The following is a 22,144-nucleotide window of genomic DNA, read 5'->3' on the forward strand; positions in this document are numbered from 1 at the left end:
GACTCAACATATGAAGATTGCAGCCGTGCACACCCATATCCTCGACCATGCGTTGGAAACCGCGTTCGAAAGTGCCTCCATGCATTTCAGCCGGCGCCAGCACTGCCTGGTCGAGGTCGTCTGCGACGACGGCACCACCGGCTGGGGCGAGTGCCTGGGGCCTGCCAAGCCCAACGCCGCTGTCGTGCAGGCCTACGCCGCCGCCCTGGTCGGCCAGGATCCGCTGCAGACCGAGAAGGTCTGGCTCGACCTCTACAATCGGCTGCGCGACCAGGGCCAGCGCGGGCTGACCGTCACCGCCCTTAGCGGCATCGACATCGCCCTGTGGGATATCAAGGGCAAGCGCTTCGGCGTGCCGATCTCGACCCTGCTCGGCGGCCGCTTTCGGGACAGCGTGCGGGCCTACGCCACTGGCTCGTTCCGCCGCGAGGGCGTGGATCGCGTCGAGGACATCGCACGGGAAGTGGCGGGATACCGTCGCGAGGGCTTTCATGCGGTGAAGATCAAGATCGGCTTCGACGTCGAGGAGGACCTGCGCGTGATCGAGGCGGTACGCGAGGCGATCGGCCCCGAGCTGCGCCTGATGATCGACGCCAACCACGGCTACGATTATCTGGAAGCCGTCGAAGTGGGGCGGCGCGCGGCGCAGTTCGGCATCGATTGGTTCGAGGAGCCGGTACTGCCCGAGCACGTATCCGCCTACCGTGCGGTGCGCGCCGACCAACCGATTCCGGTCGCCGGCGGCGAGACCTGGCACGGCCGCTATGCCATGCAGGAGCCCCTCGCCACCCGCGCCGTGGACATCCTCCAGCCCGACATCTGCGGCGTCGGCGGCTTCAGCGAGATTCGCCGGGTGGCCGATATGGCGGCGCTGCATGGCGTGCGTCTGGTACCGCACGTATGGGGCACGGCGGTATGCCTGGCCGCCAGCCTGCAGTTCATGGCCGCGCTGCCGCCCAACCCGCCGCGGCGAAGCCCGATCGAGCCCATTCTCGAGTTCGACCGCACCGTCAATCCCTTCCGCCAGGCAGTGGTGACGACGCCTATCGAGCACGACCGGGGCGTAGTGACGATTCCGGACGGACCCGGCCTCGGCATCGAGATCGACCGCGGGGCGCTCAGCCGCTTTGCCCTCAAGGAGGCATGACGACGTGACAGCGATACCTGCCAATACCCGGCCGCTGGAAGGGCCGGCGCCGCGGCTCGAGACGCCGCCGGGCGCCACCGACTGCCACATTCATCTCTACCTGCCCGGCTTCGAGGCCCAGCCCGGCGGGCCCGACATCGCCGAGCTGGCGACGCCCGCGGACTACGCCAAGGTGCAGGCGCGCCTGGGGCTGGAGCGGGTGATAGTCACACAGCCGAACGCCTATCAGCTCGACAACGGCGCCCTGCTCGAGGCGCTGACCCAGTTGGGAACGACCTCCGCCCGCGGGGTGGCAGCGGTGACACCGCAGACGCCTGGCGCGGCGTTGCGCGCCTGGCACGAGAAGGGTGTGCGCGGGGCACGGATCATGAACCTGCCCGGCGGCGCGGTGACCCATGCCAGCATGCTCGAGGTCGAGCGCCTGATCCGCCCGCTGGGTTGGCACCTGATGGTGCAGTTCAACGGTCAGCACCTGGACGATTATCTCGAAGGCCTGCAGCGCATCGAGGGGGAATACATCATCGACCACATCGGCAAGTTCATGCCGCCGGTGGCGGCAGACGATCGCCGCGTCGACGACCTCCTGCGGCTGCTAGATCGCGGCAATGCCTGGTTCAAGATCTGCGCCGGCTACGAGGCGAGCGTGACCGGTGGGCCGCGCTACGAGGACGTAGGAGCCATCGCCCGTCGGGTCATCGCCCATGCCCCCGAGCGGGTGATCTGGGGCTCGAACTGGCCCCACGTCGGCGTGCCGCGCGAGCAATATCCGGACGATGCCGAACAGCTCGACGTGCTGCTCGAGTGGGCCGGCGCCGAGGACCGCCGTCGCATCCTGGTCGACAACCCCGCCGCCCTGTACGGCTTCTGAACCCTATTGTCTGCTTGAGGAGGAAATGCATGATCGATCGTCTGTTGGTAACGGGCGCCGCCGGTGGCATGGGCCGCATCATTCGGCCCCACCTGGCGCAGCTTGCCCGCCGGGTGCGGCTGTCGGACATCGCCGATCTCGGTGAGGCGGCCGCCCATGAAGAGCTCGTGCCTTGTGATCTTGGCGATGCCGATGCTGTCAATGAGCTGGTCCAGGGGTGCGACGCCATCGTGCACCTGGGAGGGGTCTCGGTGGAGAAACCCTGGGCGAGCCTGCTGCAGGCCAACATCGTCGGCACCTACAATCTGTACGAGGCGGTGCGCCGCCATGGCAAGCCGCGGGTGATCTTTGCCAGCTCCAACCACACCACCGGGTACTACGAGCGCACGCAGCGGATCGATGCCGATGTGCCGCATCGACCCGACTCGCTCTACGGTGTGACCAAGTGTTTCGGCGAGGATCTGGCGTGTCTGTATCATGACAAGTTCGGCGTCGAGACCCTCAGCGTGCGCATCGGCTGGTGCCACCCCAAGCCGACCGATACGCGCAAGCTGGCGATCTGGCTGAGCGCCGAGGATTTCGTCAGCCTGGTGCAGCGTGCCATCGTCACGCCGCGCCTGGCCTATACCGTGGTCTACGGCTTCTCGAACAACGCCGAACGCTGGTGGGACAACAGCAAGGCCGCCTTCCTCGGCTGGGTACCGAAGGACAGCTCGGACCCTTGGCGCGAAGAGATGGAAGCACTCGATGCGAACCTCGACCCCAAGGATCCCGCTGTCATCTACCAGGGCGGGCCGTTTGCCACCTCCGGCCACCCCGACGACTGACGACGGCCGAGGGACTCCTCAACGACGACCCATGACCGATGGATGGCGATATGGCAGGCAAAAGCGTTCTCAAGGATGACTCCAAGCCACTGAAAGTACAGAAGCTTTCACGTCAGGGAAGCCTATCCTTGCATGTCGCCGACCAGCTCGAGGCGCTGATCGTCAACGGCGGTATCAGCGTGGGCGAGAAGCTGCCGACCGAGAACGGGCTGTGCGAGGCCTTCGGCGTCAGCCGTACGGTGATCCGCGAGGCCATCACGCATCTCAAGTCGTTGGGGCTGGTCGAGACGCGCCGCGGCGTCGGCACCACCGTGCTGCGCTCGACCATCGTCGAGGCGATGCCGGCCGAGCGGATCAGCCCGACCACTGTCGAGGACATCCTCCATGTGCTCGAGCTGCGGCTCAATCTCGAACCGGCGGCGGCGGCGCTGGCCGCCGAGCGACACGACGAGGAGGATCGTCGCATCCTGAGAGAAAAGCATGCCGCCTTCATCGAGGCCAGAGCGGCGAAGTCCCAGGCGCGCGAGGAGGATTACGGATTTCACTATGCCATCGCCGCTGCCACCAAGAACCCCTTCTTCAAGGTCTTCTACGAGCAGCTGAGCCAGAGTGTGATTCCCCGCGCCAAGCTGATGAGCATCGAAATCAACACCGCGGCCACCGACAAGTACCTCGCCCGCGTGGAGGAGGAACACACCTACATTCTCGAGGCGATCCTGGCTCGAGATACCGAGGCGGCGCGCGAAATGATGTACCAGCATCTCAACCGCGCGCGAAACATGTACGCCAAGTATCAGGAAGCCTGAAACCACGGCTCTCCTGGCGACGCTACACCGAAGAACAGGAGCCCCATATGTCCCTGGAAGGCAAGATGCTGATCGGCCGCGAGGCCGTCAGCGGCAGTTCCAAGCCCATCCACGCCGTCAATCCCGCCACCGGCGAGACGTTGGAACCCACCTACGCGGGCGGCAGCAAGGCCGAGGTCGAACGCGCCTGTGAGCTGGCCGAGGCGGCCTTCGCGACCTACCGCGAGACTTCGCTGGAGCAGCGCGCGGCGTTCCTCGAGGCCGTGGCCGGCGAGATCGAGGCGATCGGCGACGCACTGATCGAGCGCGCCATGGCCGAGACCGGCCTGCCGCGGGCGCGCCTGGAAGGCGAGCGCGGCCGCACCTGCGGCCAGCTGCGCCTGTTCGCTTCCGTGGTGCGCGCCGGCGAGTGGCTCGACCTGCGCCTCGACCCGGCCCTGCCGGAGCGTCAACCCATGCCCCGTGCCGACCTGCGCCAGCGCCACATTCCGCTCGGCCCCGTCGCGGTATTCGGCGCCTCGAACTTCCCGCTGGCCTTCAGCGTGGCCGGTGGCGACACCGCCTCGGCACTGGCCGCCGGCTGCCCGGTGATCGTCAAGGGCCACTCCGCCCACCCCGGCACCTCGGAGCTGGTCGGCCGCGCGGTACAGCAGGCCGTGGAGAAGAACGGTCTGCCCGAAGGGGTGTTCTCGCTGCTGTTCGGCTCGGGCAGCGAGATCGGCCAGGCGCTGGTCAGCGACCCGCGCATCCAGGCGGTGGGCTTCACCGGCTCGCGCGGCGGCGGCACGGCGCTGATGAAGACCGCCCAATCGCGCCCGCAGCCGATCCCGGTCTACGCCGAGATGAGCTCGATCAACCCGGTGTTCCTGCTGCCCGAGGCCCTCAAGGCACGCGGTGCCCAGCTCGCCGAGGGCTTCGTCGCCTCGCTCAACATGGGTGCCGGGCAGTTCTGCACCAACCCGGGCCTGGTCATCGCGGTCAAGAGCCCCGAGCTCGACGCCTTCGTCGAGGCCGCGGGCGAAGCCGTGAAGCAGAGTGGCGCCCAGACCATGCTCACCCCGGGCATCCACGCGGCCTATGAACAGGGCGTGGGTCGGCTCGCGTCGAACGCGAAAGTCAGGGAAGTCGCCCACGGCCAGGCCGGCGAATCGGCCCATCCGTGCCAGGCGGGGCTGTTCGTCACCACGGCGAACGACTTCCTGAACGAGACCGAACTGCAGGAAGAGGTGTTCGGCGCCACCTCGCTGGTGATCGAGTGCGCCGACCTGGAGGAAGTAAAGCGCGTGGCGAGCCAGCTCGAAGGCCAGCTCACCGCCACCCTGCAGATGGACGACGGCGACCTGGACGCGGCGAAAGCCCTGCTGCCGATCCTCGAGCGCAAGGCGGGGCGGATCCTGGCCAACGGCTGGCCGACGGGCGTCGAGGTGTGTCACGCCATGGTTCACGGCGGGCCCTACCCGGCGACCTCCGACAGCCGCACCACCTCGGTGGGCAGCGCGGCGATCTTCCGTTTCCTGCGCCCGGTGTGCTACCAGGCCCTGCCGCAGGGGCTGCTGCCGGAGCCGCTCAAGGACGGCAACCCGTGGCAGGTGTCGCGGCTGGTCGATGGCAAGCGCGAGGTGTAGCGCCAACACTTAAATGACTGGAACCTTTGGCGGCCTGCGGGCCGCCTTTTTCGTCCCGTATTTGCCATAATGGCTGCCTACCCACCTGTGGAGTCATGCATGGCCTCTCCCCCACACGATCGCCGCCAGGGACGTCCGAATTCCCCAAGACCCCCATCGGACCGTCGCGCCTTGCGCACGCCCAAGGCCCAGGTCGGCGAGGTGGCCTACCTCGAAGTGGTCACGGTCAACGAGACCGGCGCCTTCCTCGACTGGGGGCATGCGCGGGACGTGCTGTTGCCCTTCGGCGAGCAGCGCTTTCGCCCCACGCCCGGCAAGCGCGTGCTGGTGCGACTCTACGAGGACCAGCAGGGGCGGCCGGTAGCCTCGCAGAAGCTCGATCGCTTCGTCCAGGACGAGGCGACGGGGCTGGCGCCGGGCGACGAGGTCGAGCTGGTCATAGCCGACGCCACCGACCTCGGCTACAAGGCAGTGGTGAATCATTGCTTCTGGGGCCTGCTCTATCGCGACGACGTCACCCGGCCGCTGCGCCGCGGCCAGCGGGTCAAGGGCTACGTGAAGCGGGTGCGCGACGACGGCCGGCTGGATCTCTCGCTGCTGCCACCGGGGGCGGCACGCCTCGACGTGGTGGGCGAGCAGGTGCTCAAGGCGCTGCGCGAGAGCGGTGGCTACCTGCCGCTCTCCGACAGCAGCGAAGCCAGTGCAATCAAGGTGCGCCTGGGGGTGAGCAAGAACGCCTTCAAGCAGGCCATCGGACGGCTCTACAAGCAGCGCCTGATCGTCATCGAAGCGCATGGAATCCGCCTGGTGCCCGGCGTCACCTCCGACCCGGCCTAGGCCGGCCGCGCTCGATGCTCAGTCGAGCGCCCTGAACTCCTCCTCGTGCAGCCAGGCGGCATGCTTGGGTGCGCGCTTGGTCTTCGACCACTCCTCGATCATGGCCGGCGCCACTTCCTTGAGCTGCTGCATCTGTTGCGGCGTGCCCTTTACGTAGGTCAGCTCCAGGCGGTGGCCGTTGGGGTCGAAGAAGTAGATGGATCGGATGATACCGTGCTCGGTGGGTCCGACCACCTCCACGCCCTTGCTCTCCAGTTGCGCCTTCGCCGTCAGCAGGGCCGCCTCGTCGGCCACGCGGAAGGCGATGTGCTGAACCCATTCCGGTGTGTTGGGGTCGCGCCCCATCTCCGGTGAGTTGGGCAGTTCGAAGAAGGCCAGGATATTGCCGTTGCCGGCATCCAGGAACAGGTGCATGTAAGGATCGGGCGCCTTGGTCGACGGTACGCGGTCCTCGGCGATGGCAACCAGGAACTCCATGTTGAGCTTGTCCTGGTACCACTCGACGGTTTCCTTGGCATCGCGGCAGCGATAGGCGACGTGGTGGATCTGCTGAATATTGATCATGGCGGGTCTCACGGTGGTGGGCTGGGAGCGTCAGGGCTGTTCTTGTGAATAAATAGTTTCATTTGAAACTAAAATAGAGGCGTTCGCCATGCCCTGTCAAGCCATCTTGGTGTTGCCCGAGGCCCTGCGTCATACTGCGCTCATTTCCCTTATCACGATGGAACGCTGCCGAATGAGCCAACAGACAAGCGAACGACCCTTGCGCGTGGGCGTGGTGATGGACTCCATCGCCCACCTCACCTACAAGAAGGACACCACTCTTGCCATGCTGTGGGCGGCCCAGGAGCGTGGCTGGTCGCTGCACTACATGGAGCAGGAGGACCTCTTCCTGCGCGATGGGCGTGCCCATGCCCGCATGCGCGACCTGATCGCCTTTCGCAACCCCGATGACTGGTACGCGCTGGGCGCGCCCGAAGAGCGCCCACTGGCCGAGCTCGACGCGATCCTGATGCGCAAGGACCCGCCGGTCGATGCGCACTTCCTCAATGCCGTGCATCTGCTGGGCTTTGCGGAACGCGAGGGTGTGCTGGTGGTCAATCCCACGCGGGCCCTGCTGGAGTGCAACGAGAAACTGTTCGCTCAGCAGTTCCCGCAGTGCTGCACGCCGACGGTGGTCTCCTGCAGCGAGGCGGTGCTGCGCGCCTTCCACGCCGAGCATCGGGACGTGATCTTCAAGCCGCTGGACGGAATGGGCGGCAGCGGGATCTTCCACGTACAGCCCGAGGGCCGGAACCTGGGCGCCATCATCGAGACGCTGACCGAGCGCGGCCAGCGCCAGATCATGGCCCAGCGCTACATTCCCGAGATCAAGGATGGTGATACCCGCATCCTGCTGGTTGACGGCGAGCCGGTGCCCTTCGGCCTGGCCCGGGTGCCCATGGCCGGCGAGACCCGCGGCAACCTCGCCGCCGGCGGTACCGGCACCAGCCGCGAGCTGACCGCCCGCGACCACTGGCTGATCGAGCAGGTACAGCCGATGATTCGCGAGAAGGGGCTGATGTTCGTCGGGCTCGACGTGATCGGCGACTACATCACCGAGATCAACGTGACCAGTCCCACCTGCGTGCGCGAAATCGACGACCAGCGCGGCACCGACATCGCCGGCCTGCTGATGGATGCCATCATGCGTCGGCTGGCCCAGCGCTCCTAGCGCAGTTAAAACCAGCGTTCTGTTAGGAAAGGAGGTTGGGCTCCATTCATGGCGGCCTCGATCAGCGACTCCATTCACTACGCTCCGGTCACGCGGCCCTACCGCCGCTGGCTGGCGCTGTCGGCCGCGCTATTGCTGCATCTGGCACTGATCGGCGTGGTGGCGAGCTGGCAGTTTGCCCCGGCTCCGGCCGAGCGCACGAGCCTTGACGTGGTGCTGGTGACGCGCCCGGCGGAGGCGCCGGTGGAGGCCGAGGCCATCGCCGAGGCGGATCAGCAGGCGGCCGGCGAGCAGGCCGAGGAAACTCCCGCCGAGCGCCGGGCGGCACCGCTGGACGAGCTACCCGTACTCGAGTCGCCGGAAAGCACCGTGGAGCCGGCCACGCCAGCAGATGTCGAGACAGCTGAGCGCCCTTCCGCCGAGCCCGAGCCCGCCGAATCCGAGCAAGCCAGTGAAGCAGCGTCGACGGAGCCGCGCGAGAGTGAGCCCCAAGCGTCGGAATCGGCCTCGGCGCCGACCGCCGCAGCGCCTTCGGCCTCGGGGCGTGACCTGCTGGCCCAGGCCACCAGCAGCATTCGTCAGCAGGGGCTCGACGCCGGCCTCGCCGGTTCGGCCGACGACTCGCCACGCTCGGCGGCCCAGCGCGCTGCCGAGGCGCGCTACATCGACGACTGGACACGGCGCGTCGAGGATTACGGCAACCGCGTCCATCCCGCCCCGCTCCACCTGCACGGCCAGTTGCGCATTCGCGTAGTGATCGGACGAGATGGTCAGCTTCGCCAGGCGGAGGTGGTACAATCCTCAGGACATACCGAACTCGATCAGGCGGCACTGGATACCGTGCACGGTGCCGGGCCCTACCGGCCCTTCGACAGCACCATGGGGGAGCTGGACAGTCTCTCCATCACCCGCGTCTGGCGGTTCGGGGAAGGTAATCATTTTGGCGTGCGCTAGGGTCATTGGTTCGCCGCCCGGGAGTCCCATGCAATCCGTGCAAAACCTAGGCTTGAGACATCATTTTCTGCTGGCGATGCCGCATCTGGAAGATCCCAACTTTGCCGGCACCCTCAGCTATCTCTGTGACCACGACGAGAACGGCACCATGGGCGTGATCGTCAATCGGCCGCTGGAGATCAACCTGGATGCGTTGTTCGAACAGCTCGAACTCGACGGTGAGGAGAGCCCGCATCGCAGTGCGCCGGTCTACTACGGCGGCCCGACCCACAAGGATCGCGGCTTCATCCTGCACCGGGGCTCCAGCGAGCCTTGGGATTCCAGTATCCAGGTGGACGACGACATCGCCCTGACCACCTCCATGGACATCCTGCTGGCACTGGCCGCCGGCAACGGGCCGGAGGAGTTCCTGGTGTGCCTGGGCTGTGCCGGCTGGGAGGCGGGCCAACTCGAGCAGGAGCTCAAGGACAACGCCTGGCTCACCGTCGAGGCGGAGGGCGACATCCTGTTCAAGATACCGCCGGAGCAGCGCCTGAGCGCCGCCGCCGGCATCCTCGGTGTGGACCTCAACTTGATGTCGCGGGAGGCCGGGCACTCGTGACATTCGCGCTGCAACGGCCTGCACTCGGCCATACTGCGTTGCTCAGAGACAAGAAATGCTCATTTACACCCAAGTAAACTCCGCTTCCTTGCCTCTGAGCGCCTTGTCTGACCTTCGTTCGTCGCGTTGCAGCATCGAATGTGGGGTCGAGGGGGCAAGATGTCCGGCCAGCGCCTGATCCTGGCCTTCGACTTCGGCACCCGCCGTATCGGCGTGGCGGTGGGCAACGAACTGCTCGCCAGCGCCCGCCAGCTCGAACCGCTGCCGGCCCGAGACGGCATTCCCGACTGGAACGTCGTCACGCGGCTGGTCGAGGAGTGGCAGCCGGACCTGTTCGTGGTGGGGCTGCCGCTCAACATGGACGGCAGCGAGTCGGAGATGAGCTTGCGTGCGCGCAAATTCGGCAAGCGCCTCTATGGCCGCTACGGCAAGCCCTGCGAGATGGTCGACGAGCGCGGCTCCACGCGAGAGGCCAAGGCCATCGCCCGCGAATCGGGGTTGCTGCGCAACCCCAACAAGAGCTACCGCGACGAAGGCGTCGACGGCATCGCGGCGGTGCTGATCCTGGAGAGCTGGTTCGCCCGCCGGGAGGGTCTGCCGTCGCGGTGGTGACGGCAGGCCTGGGTAGAGCCCTTGGAGCTTAGTCAGAGCCCCTGTTAGAGGATTGACTCAGGTCGTCAGCACCTGCTCTTCGTCGTACTGCGCGGCGATGTCGCTCACCGAGATGCAGGTGTACTTGATGATGAAGAAAGCCAGGGTGGCGGGGCAAGTGAAGCTCTCCTCGAAGCGCTCTACATGGGCGCCTCGTCCACGGGTGACGCTGGCGCGGTAGCTATTGCCCGCCTTGGTCAGCCTGACCGTGGCCTGGCTGTCGGCTTCCTGCTTCTCCAGCACCAGCTCGCGCTGCCTGGCCAGCAGCTCGTCGAGCATCTTGCCGCCCTCGCGCTCCTCGGGCGTAGCCCATACCTCCTGGTCGCGCTTGCCGTACTGGAACAGCATGATGGCCGGCAGCACCGAGAAGATGGCGCCGGTCAGCAGCCAGGTGAGCTCGGCGCCGGGAGGGTGCAGCGCGAATACGGCGAACATCTGCACCAGGAAGCTGGCTGCTAGAATGCCAGCCAACGGGCGCCACATGCGCGGGTTCATCACCGGCTTGCCGAGGGTGTGGCCCCACAGGCCGGCCGCTACCAGTGCCCCCAGCACGACCGATGCCACCCCCCAAAGAGGGCCGCCGCCCACCAGCAGGGCAATGACGCCGATCGCCACCAGGACGCTGTAGAACACCGCCAGCAGTATGTACGCTCGTTCCAGGGTCATGCGTCGCATCTCCTTTCTACCGGTTGCCTGGGCGGCAACGCCGTTGTTATTCGAGTTGGCTATCCGAGTCGTCGTTCGTCAGTCGGCTCTCTCGAGCCTTGTCGTCAAGGGTGGCAGCCAATGGCTGCCATGACAGCTTCGCATATTCCACGATCGCCATCAGCATAGCGATGCCCAGCGTTGGCTGCATAGTCACAGGGCGGGATCGTCCACCCCGACCCGCTCGGGCACGAACCAGCGCACCTGGCGCAGGTCCTTCTCGATCAGCTCCTCCACTTGGAGCAGGGTGGCGAAGATCGCCATGCGTACCGGGATGCCGTTGTCGGTCTGGCGGAAGATCGCCAGGCGCGGGTCGCCGTTGAGGTCGACGTCGAGATCGTTGGCATCGGGACGGCTGTCGCGCGGCAGCGGGTGCATGACGATGGTATTGCGGCCGCAGCGCTTGTCCATGAAGGCACGGTCGACGGTGAAGTCGCGCGACAGGCTGAAGCCCTCGCTCATCTCCGCGGTGAAACGCTCCTTCTGGATGCGGGTGGTGTAGACCACATCGACGTCCGCGTAGTCATCGCTCAGGCTGGCGCGCTCCTCGATGCGGTGGCCGCGGGAGGCGACCAGGTCGACCAGGTAACTCGGCATCTCGAGCCCGGGCGGCGCCACCAGGGTGATGCGCATGGGATCGTAGAGCGACAGCAGCTTGATCAGCGAATGCACCGTGCGGCCGTACTTGAGGTCGCCGGTCAGCAGCACGTGGGCGCCGGCAAGCTTCTTGCCCAGCCGAGTGAACTCCTTGTCGATGGTATAGAAGTCGAGCAGTGCCTGGCTGGGGTGCTCGCCGGGGCCATCGCCGCCGTTGATCACCGGCACGTGGGTGGCGGCGGCGAACTCCGCCACCGAGCCCTGGTCGGGGTGGCGCATGACGATGGCGTCGCAGTAGCCGCTCATCACCCGGCTGGTGTCATAGAGCGACTCGCCCTTGGCCATCGAGGAGAAGGTGAAGCCGGTGGTGTCGCACACGCTGCCGCCCAGGCGGCAGAAGGCCGCGTGGAAGCTCACCCGGGTGCGGGTGCTGGCCTCGAAGAACAGGTTGCCGAGTACGGCCCCCTCCAGCACCCGGGTCACCTGGCGGCGTTGGGCGATGGGCTCCATGCGGGCGGCGACGCGCATCAGGTGGTCGACGCGATCGCGGGACAGGGAATCAACGGAGAGCAGGTGGGGACTCATCGAAGGCCTCGAAGTGGCAGCGAAGGGTGGCTCGTAGTGTAACGCTACCGGCCCCTCGCTTCACGAGGCGCGATGCTGCGCTCAACGGCCGACCAGCTCGGCCAGCCTGAGTGCGTGAGCCTTCACTTCGCGAATCGCCCGCTCGGTATCGAGGTCGTCCATCGCCACTACGCCCACGCAGGCCTCGACGCCGGGGCGGAACTGCGGCGTGGCGATGGGGCTCGCCACGCCTACCGCGCCACGCTGCAGCTGGCCCCGGGTCAGGCTGTAGCCGTCGGCACGGGCCTGGCGCACCTCCTCGCTGTCGTCGTTGCGCGGGGCGCGTCCGGCCAGTATGGCGATACCGGCGGCCCCGCGGCTCAACGGATGGCGGCTGCCGACCCGGTAGCTCACGCGCAGCAACCCCTCCTCCGGTTCCGCCACGAGAAGCACCACGCACTCCTCGCCCTGGGCCACCGAGACGAAGGCGGTGGCTCGTGTCGCCTTGGCCAGCGCTTGCAACAGCGGCTGGGCCACGGCGCGCAGCTGTGGTTCGAAGCGTGAGGCCAGCAGTGAGATGCCGGCGCCCAGGCGCAGCGAGCCCTCGCTGGAGCGTGCCACCAGTCCGTGCTGCTCCAGGGTGGTGACGATGCGGTAAGCGATGGCGCGATGTACCTCAAGCTGCTCGGCGAGCTCGGCGACGCTGATGCCATCGGCATGTTCGGCGACGAGTTCCAGCGCGCGCAGGCCGCGATCCAGGGTTTGCAGGGTAGTGGCCATCGAACGGCAGCCCTCGAGTCGTTGGTGATGGCTGGGCATGGTAGCGCAGACGTCCGGGATTGACGTCCCCGTCGAAAGTGCCTATGTTCAGCCATGTGTTCGCTGAACGATACCAAGTGTGCGATAAAAGTAAAACAAGGCACTGCAACACATGACAGTCACGATTCCGGATGACAGCCCCGCGGGAGGCCCCATGACATCAGCCATTCACCGGACCCAGGCCGGTGCCGTCGGCTGCCCCTTCCACTCACCAGGAGAGCCGCCGCTGGCGCCCAACGGCTGCCCCGTGTCGCCCCGGGCGGCGGCCTTCGACCCCTTCGACCGCCCTTACCAGCTCGACCCCGCCGAGGCGCTGCGCTGGTCCCGCGAGCAGGAGCCGGTGTTCTACAGCCCCAAACTCGGCTACTGGGTCGTGAGCCGCTACGACGACATCAAGGCGATCTTCCGCGACAACCTCACCTTTTCGCCGTCGATCGCGCTGGAGAAGATCACCCCGGCAAGCAAAGAGGCCCAGGCGGTGCTCGAGCGTTACGACTATGGCATGAACCGCACCCTGGTGAACGAGGACGAGCCGGCCCACATGGCGCGGCGGCGCGAGCTGCTCGAGGCCTTTACGCCCGAGGCGCTGGAGGCTCATGCGCCGATGGTGCGCCGCCTGGTGCGCGAGAAGCTCGACGCCATCATCGACCGCGGCCGTGCTGACCTGGTTGCCGAGATGTTCTGGGAAGTACCGCTCACCGTGGCGCTGCACTTCCTCGGCGTGCCCGAGGAGGACATGGAGCAGCTGCGCCGCTTCTCCGTCGCCCATACGCTCAATACCTGGGGACGCCCCTCACCGGAGCAGCAGATCGAGGTGGCCGAGGGGGTCGGCAAGTTCTGGCACTACTCCGGCGAGGTACTCAGGAAGATGCAGGCCCGGCCGGAGGGTCACGGCTGGATGTACGACATGATCGAGAAGAACCGCCACAAGCCGGACATCGTCACCGACAACTACCTGCACTCGATGATGATGGCGATCATCGTCGCCGCCCACGAGACCACCGCGCTGGCCACCGCCAACGCCTTCCGCCAGCTGCTCTCGCGTCCCGCGGTGTGGGCCGATCTGTGCGACAACCCCGAGCTGATTCCCGCCGCGGCCGAGGAGTGCCTGCGCCACTCCGGCTCGGTGGTGGCCTGGCGGCGCATCGCCACCCGCGAGGTGGAGGTGGGCGGCGTGACCATTCCCGGAGGCGGCAGGATCCTGATGGTCACGGCCTCGGCCAACCACGATCCGGCCCACTTCGAGAACCCCGACGAGCTCGACATCTACCGCGACAACGCCGTCGACCACCTCACCTTCGGCTACGGCAGCCACCAGTGCATGGGCAAGAACCTGGGGCGCATGGAGATGCGCATCTTCCTCGAGGAGTTCACCCGCCGCCTGCCGCATTTGGAGCTCGAGGAACAGGAATTCACCTTCCTGCCCAATACCTCCTTTCGTGGCCCCGAGGCGCTGTGGGTGCGCTGGGATCCGGCACAAAATCCCGAACGCCGCGACCCGGCGGTGCGCAGCGCCCAGCGCGATTTCCCGGTGGGGGCGCCCTCGCGCCAGGACATTGCTCGGGAAATGGTCGTCGCCAAGATGCAGGCAGCGGCGCAGGGTGTGCTGCAGATCGCTCTGGAAGATCCCCGTGGGCGCCGCGTGCCGGAGTGGAGCCCCGGCTCCCACGTCGAGCTGGTCGTGGGCGACTACGTGCGCAAGTACTCGCTGTGCGGCGAGGTGGACGATCCCTACTGGCTTCAGATTGCCGTGCTGCGTGAGCCCCAGGGGCGAGGTGGCTCGGCCTGGATCCACGAACACCTAGAGCCGGGCATGACCCTGCGCCTGCGCGGGCCCAAGAATCACTTCCGCCTCGATGAGTCGGCCGAGCACTACGTGTTGATTGCCGGCGGCATCGGCATCACGCCGATCCTCGCCATGGCCGACCGCTTGAAGCGGCTGGGCAAGTCCTACGAGCTGCACTATGCCGGGCGCGCGCGGTCCAGTATGGCCTTCGTCGAACGGCTCGCGCGCGATCATGGCAAGACGTTGCATCTTTACCGCAAGGAGGAGGGCGAACGACTCGATCTCGCTGGCCTGCTCGCCGAGCCAAGCGAAGGCACGCTGCTCTACGCCTGCGGCCCCGAGCGGCTACTCGCGGCGCTCGAGGCCGGTACCGCCCACTGGCCGGGGGGTAGCCTGCATGTAGAGCACTTCTCGGCGGAGGGAGCACTGCTGGACCCGGCCAAGGAGCACGCCTTCGAGGTCGAGCTTGCCGACTCCGAGCTAATCGTCGAGGTGGCGCCGGACCGCACCCTGCTGCAGGCGCTGCGCGCCGCCGGTGTCGACGTGCCCAGCGACTGCGAGGAGGGGCTTTGCGGCTCCTGCCAGGTCGACGTGGTAGAGGGCGAGATCGATCACCGCGACAAGGTGCTCACCGCCGCCGAGCGCGCCGGCCAGGACCGGCTGATGAGCTGTTGTTCGAGAGCCAAGGGCAAGAAACTGGTGCTGGCCCTCTAAAGATGGCTGCGCTTGCACGCCTTTCACCATGGCAATGATAAAAGTACGCCAACCCTGACAATCGGGACTCACGAGGAACGACAATGAAAAAACTCGCGACACTGGCCGCGCTCGCCGCGATCTCCCTCGGCGCCTTCCAGGGGGCCGCCGCCACCGAACTGACGGTGAGCACCTGGGCGGGCCCCAACCACGGCGTCAACACCATCGTCTGGCCGACCTGGGGCAAGTGGGTCGAAGAGGCCACCGACGGGCGCGTCAGCGTCAACGTCGTCCACGACATGGGTCCGCCGGGTGCCCAGATGGAGCTGATCGCCGACGGCGTGGCCGACGTCACCTGGCTATTCCACGGCCTGATGCCGGGGCGCTTCGAGCTGACCAAGCTCCCTGAGCTGCCCACCTTCGAGAACTTCTCCTCGGAAGCCGCCTCGGTGGCCTACTGGCGTACCCACAACGAGTACTTCGCCGAGGCCGGCGAGCATCGTGGCGTCGAGGTGATCGGCGTGGGCGTACACGGTCCGGGCTCGCTGTTTCTCAATGAATCGATCGACAGTCTGGATGACCTTCGTGGCAAGCGCGTGCGCATCGGTGGCGGCGTGATGGGCGATATCTCCAATGCGCTGGCGCTCACCGGTGTGGCGTTGCCGCCGGCCAGCACCTACGAGGCGGCGACCCAGGGCGTGGTCGATGGCGCCATGCTGACCCTGGAGGGTCTCAAGAGCTTCCGCCTGGCCGAGGTATTGCCCTATACGGTGCAGATGCCGGGCGGCTTCTACCGTGGCAGCTTCTCGCTGGTGATCAACCCCGACACCTGGGCCTCGCTCTCCGAGGAGGATCGAACGGCGATCCAGGAAGTTTCAGGCGAGCGTCTCTCGCGCCTGTTCGGCTACATGATGGACGTGGTCGACGTCCGCGGCATCGAGTTCGCCGAACAGCAGGACAACACCTTCATCGAACTGCCGGCCGAGGAGATCGAGCGCTTCCAGCAGATGGCGGCCGATCTGCCCGGGGCCTGGATGGAAGCCGCCGGTGCCAGGGGCGTCGACGGCGAGGCCGCGCATGCCTACTTCTTCGAACAGCTTGATGCCGCCGAGGGCGAAGAGGGCCTGTCGGCCGACGAGGTAATCGACCCCGAAGCCTGAGTTGTGGCGTACCTCTATTCAGCGAGCGCGGCCCAGCCGCGCTCGCTGCGTTATGGGTAGGCACATTTTAAGTTTCAAATGAAACTATTTTGACCTCCGTCAATGCTGTCCCGCGGTGGGAGAACGATACTGGGGAAAACACACCGGGAAGGAGAGGCAGCATGAACCAGGCATCCAGGAACTCATGGTGGCACCGTCTCTGCGAGGGCAGCTACCGCGCCTCCACGCGGCGGCTGGTACGCGAGATCGAGACGGAATCGCCGCAGGTCTATAGCGAGATGCTCCGGGATCTCGAGACGCCGCTGGAGCCCGCCTTCGAACGTGAGATGGCACGCCATCTCGATCGCGGCGGCTTTCGCGCCTTCGTCCCGGCCGAGACCCTGATGCCGGTCATGCTGCAGCGCTTCGGTCTCGATCAGGCCAGCGTCGCCGGGCATGCCAGCTACCCGAGCTTGCGCGGCAACTGCAACGCCTGCCCGGTGGCCGGCCACTGCTGGGGTGCCATGCGCCGCGACGCCGGGATCGACGAATGCCGCGCCTTCTGCCCCAACGCAGCGGCCTTCGAGCGGCTGGCCGAGACCGCCTGACGCACCGGCCGGCGGTTTACCGCAGGGCCAGCAGCATGCCGGCCAGGGCGCAGGCACCCAACACCTTGAGCATGCCCATGCCGAAGCGGAAGATCGCCAGCAGGGCGGCCACCGAGAGGGCCAGGGCGGCCACGTCCAGGCTGGCGACGTCGGGAATCAACAGGCGCAGCCCCGCGCCGCGCCATTCGCCTACCTCGGCGAATACCACATGCAGGCCGAACCACACCGCCAGGTTGAGCACCACGCCCACTACCGCAGCGGTGATCGCGGTCATGGCGCCACTCAGCGCGGCATTGTCGCGCAGGCGCTCCACGTAGGGGGCGCCGAGGAAGATCCACAGGAAGCAGGGCACGAAGGTGACCCAGGTGGTGAGGATTGCCGCCAGGGTGGCGGCCAGCCAGGGATCGAGGGGGGCGGCCTCGCGAAAGGCACCCATGAAGCCGACGAACTGCACCACCTGGATAAGCGGGCCGGGGGTGGTCTCGGCCATGCCCAGGCCGTCGAGCATCTCGCCCGGTGCCAGCCAGCCGTAGCTCTGTACCGCGGCCTGGGCCACGTAGCTCAGCACCGCGTAGGCGCCGCCGAAGGTCACCACCGCCATCTGGCTGAAGAAGGTGGCGATCTGACTGAACACGTTGTCCGGCCCCAGCGTCAGCAGCAGCAGAGCCACCGGCGTCAGCCACAGCGTCAGGCAGATGCCCGATACTTTCAGCGACCAGGCACGGTTGGGCCGCGCGTGGTCGGGTAATTCGGCGCCCAGCAGGGAATCGCCGTCGGCCAGGCCGTTCGCCCCCTCCGCGCCATGGCCGCCGCCGACACGAAACAGCGGCGAGCCGGCCTTGCCGCCGACGAAACCGATCAGCGCCGCGCCCAGGATGATCAGCGGGAAGGCGATATCGAGAAAGAAGATCGCCACGAAGGCGGCTGCGGCAATGCCCAGCATCACATTGTTGCGCAGGGCGCGCTTGCCGATGCGCACCACCGCATTGATGACGATGGCCAGCACCGCCGCTTTCAACCCGAAGAACAACCCCTCCACCATGCCCACGTTGCCCAGCGCGGCATACAGGTAGCTGAGCGCCAGAATGGCAATGAAACCGGGCAGCACGAACAGCGTGCCGGCCAGCAGCCCGCCCTTGGTGCGATGCATCAGCCAGCCGATATAGATCGCCAGCTGCTGCGCCTCAGGCCCCGGCAGCAGCATGCAGTAGTTGAGCGCGTGCAGGAAGCGATGCTCGCCGATCCAGCGTTTCTCCTCGACCAGGATGCGATGCATCACCGCTATCTGCCCGGCGGGGCCGCCGAAGCTGAGTAGTGCAATGCGCAGCCAGACGTGAACGGCCTCGCGAAAGGGAACGTCGTGGGGCAGGGGCGGTGGCATGCTGTCTCCAGTCAGGGCAGGGCTCGAGTCGAGGCCAAGCCTATCCTAACTGCTGGGGATGACGGCGTCGTGATGTATGCCCGCCCATTCCCGCAGTAGTGCTAGCACCAAAGAGAACTACCCCAGCCGTCGGTAGAGCGTCGAGCGGCTGATGCCGAGAGCGCGAGCGGCGGCAGTCATGTTGCCGCCGTGGGCCTCGAGGGTGCGTACCATATGGTTATGCTCCAACTCACGCAGCACTTGAGGACCTCCGGTGAGCTCCTCTGTCGCTTTCGGTGCAGCCGTGGGGCTGCCGGTGACGCTTGCCTGAAGTTTGCGCTGCCAGCGCGGCGAGAGCCCTTCCAGGGTCAGGCGGTGGCACTGCGTTTCGGTGCCCACCAGGGCAGCCTCCAGGCAGTGTTCCAGCTCCCGCCAGTTGCCGGGCCATGGGTAAGCGGCCAGACGTTCGACCAGGCTTTCATCCAGGATCACGTCGCGGCCATGGCGATGGCACAGCGAATTCCAGCGTTCACGAATCCGGCCTGCGAGATCGGCTTGCTCGTCAAGGGTGGGAAGCTCCACGACCACCCCGGCCAGACGATAGAAGAGATCTTCGCGGAAGTCACCGGCCGCCACCAGAGCCTCCAGGTCGCGATGGCTGGCGGCGATTACGCGGCAGTCGATGGGCACCTCGCGGTGATCACCGAGCGGTGTCACCACCCGCTCCTGTAGCACCCGCAGCAGCCGGGCCTGTAGCGCCAGGGGCATGTCGCCGATCTCGTCGAGCAACAGGGTGCCGCCATTGGCCTGCACCAGGCGACCGCCGTAACCTCCCTTGCGGGCCCCGGTGAAGGCACCGTCGCCGTAGCCGAACAGCTCCGCTTCGATCAGGCTCTCGGGCAGCGCTGCGCAGTTGAGCGCTACGAAAGGTCGTTGTCCACCCAGGCTGGCGTGCAGCGCCTGGGCCAGTTGCTCCTTGCCGGTCCCGGTTTCACCCTGTAGCAGTACCGGCAAGCCCGCGGACAGGGCTCGTGCGGCGCGGTGTGCCTCCCGAACCAAGGGTGTGGGCCAGCCCGCTATCAGGTCGTCCAATTGTCGGCCAACAGGTGTCGTGGCGGGTTGCGGAGACGGTACGCGAACGACCTCGGCCGGCTGCCACTGCTCGGGAGGATTGAGACGACCGAATAGCCGGCCGCCGGTCAGCTCCAGGCCCAGGAGTTCCGACTGCCCTTCGCACTGCTGCTGAAATGTCGGCCAGGGGCTGCCCAATAGCTCCTCGATCGAGCGTCCGACCAGAGAGGCGGCGGTATGCTCCAGCCACTGAGCGGCCTGAGTATCCACCGCCAGTATCAAGCCGGCATCGTTGATCGCCACCAGGCCGCAGCTCACGCTGTCCAGTTTCGCCAGCGAGGCGTGCACCTGAAGTATCCAGCGCTGCTGGTAATGGTGGAGGAAGAGCCGCTGCTCCAGTGCCCCGGTGAGCTGCTGTACCCGGCGCAGGAAAATCTCGGGTCGCGGATGGTTGGCCTCGAAGGTGAGGTCGATCAGGCCCAGGCAGTCACCGCTGAGGTCGAACAGCGGGGCGGCCACGCAGGAGACCGGGTTGTCGGGGAACAGCAGATGCTCGCAGGACTTGACCAGTACCGGGGCCCGTTCGATAAGCGCCAGGGCCGGCGCATTGGTACCGAACCGGCGTTCGTCCAGGTTGATGCCTGCCCCGATGCGTAGACGTTCGTCGATGACGAAATTGCGACCGTAGCTTTTCAGTATGGTGGCATCCGGGGTGGCGAGCAGCAGCTGGCAGCCGCGCAGATCCTCGGTCATCTGGCTGACCAGAGGGTCGGCCAGTTCGATAAGGTGGCGATGCTGCTCGCATTGGAGGCGCAATTCGCGACTGTCGAGTCGCGGCAGGTCGAGCCGAATGCCCGGGCTAAGGCCATGTTCCAGGCAGCGCTGCCAGGAACGGCCGATGCTGGCATCGAGCAGATCCATTGGCAACTGGCCACGGCTCAGATGCTCACGGGCTTGGCGGATCACGTCGGGGGTTCTCAGGGCGGCTCTGGTGTTCATGGGCCTCTCCCAGCGAGTCGGCGAACTGTCCCAGGATGCGACAGCCGTCGTGTCCGGCGACGCGACCGCGCTGCTGCGATTACCAAGGTGTTCCACAACTCGCTGATAATATTATGTTTGTTCTGTTCGGTTTCAGATGGCACGGGGCTTGCTAACACTTTGCTGGAGACGTCATAAGACCCTGCGGCGCCTGGCATGGTCTTCCGACAATCATAATTCAGCCCCATAGGAGCACAACCATGACGCAGCTCTCCAGCACTATCCAGTCCTGGCTGGACAAGAGCCACGCCCATTTCATCGGTGGAGAGTGGCTTCCCGCTGCCAGCGGGCGAACCCTGGACGTCTACAACCCCGCTACTGCCGAGGTGATCAGTCGGGTTCCAGCGGGCGATGCCGCCGATATCGACGCTGCGGTTGGTGCGGCCCGGGAGGCCTTTCGCGACTGGCGCAAGTCGCGACCGGCGAGGCGCGAGAAGTTGCTGCTGGATCTCGCCGATGCCCTGGAGGCGCGCGCCGACGACTTCGCCCTGCTCGAGACGCTGGACAACGGCAAGCCGGTAACCTTCTCGCGGCATATGGATGTGAACCTGGCCATCGATTTCATTCGCTACACCGCCGGTTGGGCCACCAAGATCGAGGGGCGCAGCATGACGCCCTCGATGCCCTTCGTGCCTGACGACAAGCAGATCGTCGCCTATACCCGGCGCGAGCCCATCGGTGTGGTGGGGGCGATCATTCCGTGGAACTTCCCGCTGCTGATGGCGGCCTGGAAGGTGGCGCCAGCGCTGGCCGCCGGCTGCAGCATCGTGCTCAAGCCCGCCGAGGACACTCCGCTCACGGCCCTGTTGCTGGCCGAGCTGGTCGAGCAGGTGGGTTTTCCTGCCGGCACGTTCAATGTCGTCACCGGGCTAGGCCATGAAGCGGGTGCGGCCCTGGCCGGTCACCCTGGCATCAACAAGGTAGCCTTCACCGGCTCCACACCGGTAGGCAAGCAGATCGGCCATGCCGCGATGGAGAACCTGACCCGCACCACCCTGGAACTGGGCGGCAAGTCACCGGTGATGGTGCTGGCCGATGCGGATGTCGAGGGCGCTGCCGCCGGCGCCGCCCAGGCGATTTTCTTCAATCAGGGCCAGGTGTGCACCGCCGGCTCGCGGATCTATGTTCACGAGTCGATCCACGACGCTTTCGTCGCCAGGCTCGCCGAGCAGGCCCAAGGCCTGACCCTGGCGCCGGGCTGGGAACCAGCCTCTACCCTTGGCCCGCTGGTCTCCGCCAAGCAGCAGAAGCGCGTGCTCGATTATATCGATCAGGCACGCGGCGACGGCGGTATTATCGTGACTGGCGGCGGCACGGGGCGCGATACCGGCTACTTCGTCGAGCCCACGGTGATCACCGGCCTGGCGCAGGACAGCCGCTGCGTGCAGGAGGAGATCTTCGGTCCGGTAGTGGTTGTGCAGACTTTTCGTGAGCTGGACGAGCTGGTGACCCTGGCCAACGATTCGCCCTACGGATTGGCCGCCAGTATCTGGTCCAACGACCTCTCGGCAGTCAATCGCCTGGTGCCGGAGATCGAGGCCGGCAGCGTCTGGGTCAATGGCCATAACCTGCTGGATGCCTGCATGCCCTTCGGTGGCTTCAAGCAGTCGGGTATCGGTCGCGAGCTCAGCGACTCCTTGATCGAGCATTACATCGAGCAGAAGTCCGTCGTCATGATCGTTTGAGATAGGTCGTTGGAGCTAGTTCGTTTGAGATAGGTCGTTTGAGGCAACC

The 22,144-nt window shown here is 66.4% G+C and carries 20 protein-coding genes; 14 read left to right on the forward strand and 6 right to left on the reverse strand.

Features of this window, described 5'->3' with window-relative positions; genetic code table 11:
• Nucleotides 1-10: 10 nt before the first annotated feature.
• The 6 genes from ACRWQA_RS00220 to ACRWQA_RS00245 all read left to right on the forward strand — a co-directional run bounded on the left by ACRWQA_RS00220 (nucleotide 11) and on the right by ACRWQA_RS00245 (nucleotide 6,110).
• Nucleotides 11-1,147 carry a mandelate racemase/muconate lactonizing enzyme family protein gene (locus ACRWQA_RS00220; protein WP_434232637.1) on the forward strand — a complete coding sequence of 379 codons (1,137 nt, stop codon included), beginning with the start codon at nucleotides 11-13 and terminating at the stop codon, nucleotides 1,145-1,147.
• Between the two features lie 4 nt (nucleotides 1,148-1,151).
• Nucleotides 1,152-2,015 (forward strand): amidohydrolase family protein, encoded by an 864-nt coding sequence (locus tag ACRWQA_RS00225; RefSeq protein ID WP_434232634.1) that lies wholly within the window; start codon nucleotides 1,152-1,154, stop codon nucleotides 2,013-2,015.
• Between the two features lie 29 nt (nucleotides 2,016-2,044).
• A complete protein-coding gene (locus tag ACRWQA_RS00230) occupies nucleotides 2,045-2,842 on the forward strand; it encodes an NAD-dependent epimerase/dehydratase family protein (RefSeq protein WP_263581908.1) in 798 nt (265 codons plus the stop codon).
• 38 nt (nucleotides 2,843-2,880) lie between these two features.
• Complete coding sequence (locus ACRWQA_RS00235) at nucleotides 2,881-3,648, forward strand: FadR/GntR family transcriptional regulator (RefSeq protein WP_434232631.1); 768 nt, start codon at nucleotides 2,881-2,883, stop codon at nucleotides 3,646-3,648.
• A 47-nt stretch (nucleotides 3,649-3,695) separates the two neighbouring features.
• Nucleotides 3,696-5,273 (forward strand): aldehyde dehydrogenase (NADP(+)), encoded by a 1,578-nt coding sequence (locus ACRWQA_RS00240; protein WP_446326235.1) that lies wholly within the window; start codon nucleotides 3,696-3,698, stop codon nucleotides 5,271-5,273.
• 99 nt (nucleotides 5,274-5,372) lie between these two features.
• Nucleotides 5,373-6,110, forward strand: a complete 738-nt coding sequence (locus tag ACRWQA_RS00245; protein WP_434229666.1) for a CvfB family protein — start codon at nucleotides 5,373-5,375, stop codon at nucleotides 6,108-6,110.
• 18 nt (nucleotides 6,111-6,128) lie between these two features.
• Here the strand turns inward: ACRWQA_RS00245 and ACRWQA_RS00250 are convergent, their stop codons facing one another.
• Entirely contained in the window at nucleotides 6,129-6,674 is a 546-nt protein-coding gene (locus ACRWQA_RS00250) for a VOC family protein (RefSeq protein WP_263581912.1), read from the reverse strand.
• A gap of 172 nt (nucleotides 6,675-6,846) precedes the next feature.
• Here ACRWQA_RS00250 and gshB point away from each other — a divergent pair, with 172 nt between their 5' ends.
• From gshB to ruvX, 4 genes are all read left to right on the forward strand, one after another.
• On the forward strand, nucleotides 6,847-7,824 hold the full coding sequence (gene gshB, locus ACRWQA_RS00255; protein WP_434229664.1) for a glutathione synthase: 978 nt from the start codon (nucleotides 6,847-6,849) through the stop codon (nucleotides 7,822-7,824).
• 48 nt (nucleotides 7,825-7,872) lie between these two features.
• Complete coding sequence (locus ACRWQA_RS00260) at nucleotides 7,873-8,778, forward strand: energy transducer TonB (RefSeq protein WP_434229662.1); 906 nt, start codon at nucleotides 7,873-7,875, stop codon at nucleotides 8,776-8,778.
• A gap of 28 nt (nucleotides 8,779-8,806) precedes the next feature.
• A complete protein-coding gene (locus ACRWQA_RS00265) occupies nucleotides 8,807-9,379 on the forward strand; it encodes a YqgE/AlgH family protein (RefSeq protein ID WP_263581915.1) in 573 nt (190 codons plus the stop codon).
• Between the two features lie 159 nt (nucleotides 9,380-9,538).
• Nucleotides 9,539-9,991 carry a Holliday junction resolvase RuvX gene (gene ruvX, locus ACRWQA_RS00270; RefSeq protein WP_434229659.1) on the forward strand — a complete coding sequence of 151 codons (453 nt, stop codon included), beginning with the start codon at nucleotides 9,539-9,541 and terminating at the stop codon, nucleotides 9,989-9,991.
• A 57-nt stretch (nucleotides 9,992-10,048) separates the two neighbouring features.
• On the opposite strand, the gene ACRWQA_RS00275 is transcribed toward ruvX, so the two are convergent.
• From ACRWQA_RS00275 to ACRWQA_RS00285, 3 genes are all read right to left on the reverse strand, one after another.
• Nucleotides 10,049-10,696, reverse strand: coding sequence for a hypothetical protein (locus ACRWQA_RS00275; protein WP_263581925.1), 648 nt, complete (start codon nucleotides 10,694-10,696; stop codon nucleotides 10,049-10,051).
• Nucleotides 10,697-10,888: 192 nt separating this feature from the next.
• Nucleotides 10,889-11,917, reverse strand: a complete 1,029-nt coding sequence (locus tag ACRWQA_RS00280; RefSeq protein ID WP_263581926.1) for an aspartate carbamoyltransferase — start codon at nucleotides 11,915-11,917, stop codon at nucleotides 10,889-10,891.
• A gap of 81 nt (nucleotides 11,918-11,998) precedes the next feature.
• Nucleotides 11,999-12,715 carry an IclR family transcriptional regulator gene (locus ACRWQA_RS00285; RefSeq protein ID WP_434229656.1) on the reverse strand — a complete coding sequence of 239 codons (717 nt, stop codon included), beginning with the start codon at nucleotides 12,713-12,715 and terminating at the stop codon, nucleotides 11,999-12,001.
• Nucleotides 12,716-12,869: 154 nt separating this feature from the next.
• On the opposite strand from ACRWQA_RS00285, the gene ACRWQA_RS00290 reads away from it, so the two are divergent.
• From ACRWQA_RS00290 to ACRWQA_RS00300, 3 genes are all read left to right on the forward strand, one after another.
• Complete coding sequence (locus ACRWQA_RS00290) at nucleotides 12,870-15,215, forward strand: cytochrome P450/oxidoreductase (protein ID WP_434229654.1); 2,346 nt, start codon at nucleotides 12,870-12,872, stop codon at nucleotides 15,213-15,215.
• 83 nt (nucleotides 15,216-15,298) lie between these two features.
• Complete coding sequence (locus ACRWQA_RS00295; RefSeq protein WP_434229652.1) at nucleotides 15,299-16,354, forward strand: TRAP transporter substrate-binding protein; 1,056 nt, start codon at nucleotides 15,299-15,301, stop codon at nucleotides 16,352-16,354.
• Nucleotides 16,355-16,515: 161 nt separating this feature from the next.
• The gene (locus ACRWQA_RS00300) at nucleotides 16,516-16,941 is read left to right on the forward strand and encodes a hypothetical protein (protein WP_434229650.1); all 426 of its coding nucleotides are present in this window, start codon (nucleotides 16,516-16,518) and stop codon (nucleotides 16,939-16,941) included.
• Nucleotides 16,942-16,957: 16 nt separating this feature from the next.
• Here the strand turns inward: ACRWQA_RS00300 and chrA are convergent, their stop codons facing one another.
• Complete coding sequence (gene chrA / locus ACRWQA_RS00305) at nucleotides 16,958-18,322, reverse strand: chromate efflux transporter (RefSeq protein WP_434229648.1); 1,365 nt, start codon at nucleotides 18,320-18,322, stop codon at nucleotides 16,958-16,960.
• Between the two features lie 117 nt (nucleotides 18,323-18,439).
• Nucleotides 18,440-20,371: a sigma-54-dependent Fis family transcriptional regulator gene (locus tag ACRWQA_RS00310; RefSeq protein WP_434229647.1), complete on the reverse strand. Its 1,932-nt coding sequence runs from the start codon at nucleotides 20,369-20,371 to the stop codon at nucleotides 18,440-18,442.
• 239 nt (nucleotides 20,372-20,610) lie between these two features.
• On the opposite strand from ACRWQA_RS00310, the gene ACRWQA_RS00315 reads away from it, so the two are divergent.
• Nucleotides 20,611-22,095, forward strand: coding sequence for an aldehyde dehydrogenase family protein (locus ACRWQA_RS00315; RefSeq protein ID WP_434229646.1), 1,485 nt, complete (start codon nucleotides 20,611-20,613; stop codon nucleotides 22,093-22,095).
• Nucleotides 22,096-22,144 lie beyond the last annotated feature (49 nt).

It is taken from the genome of Billgrantia sp. C5P2 (genome assembly GCF_051062895.2).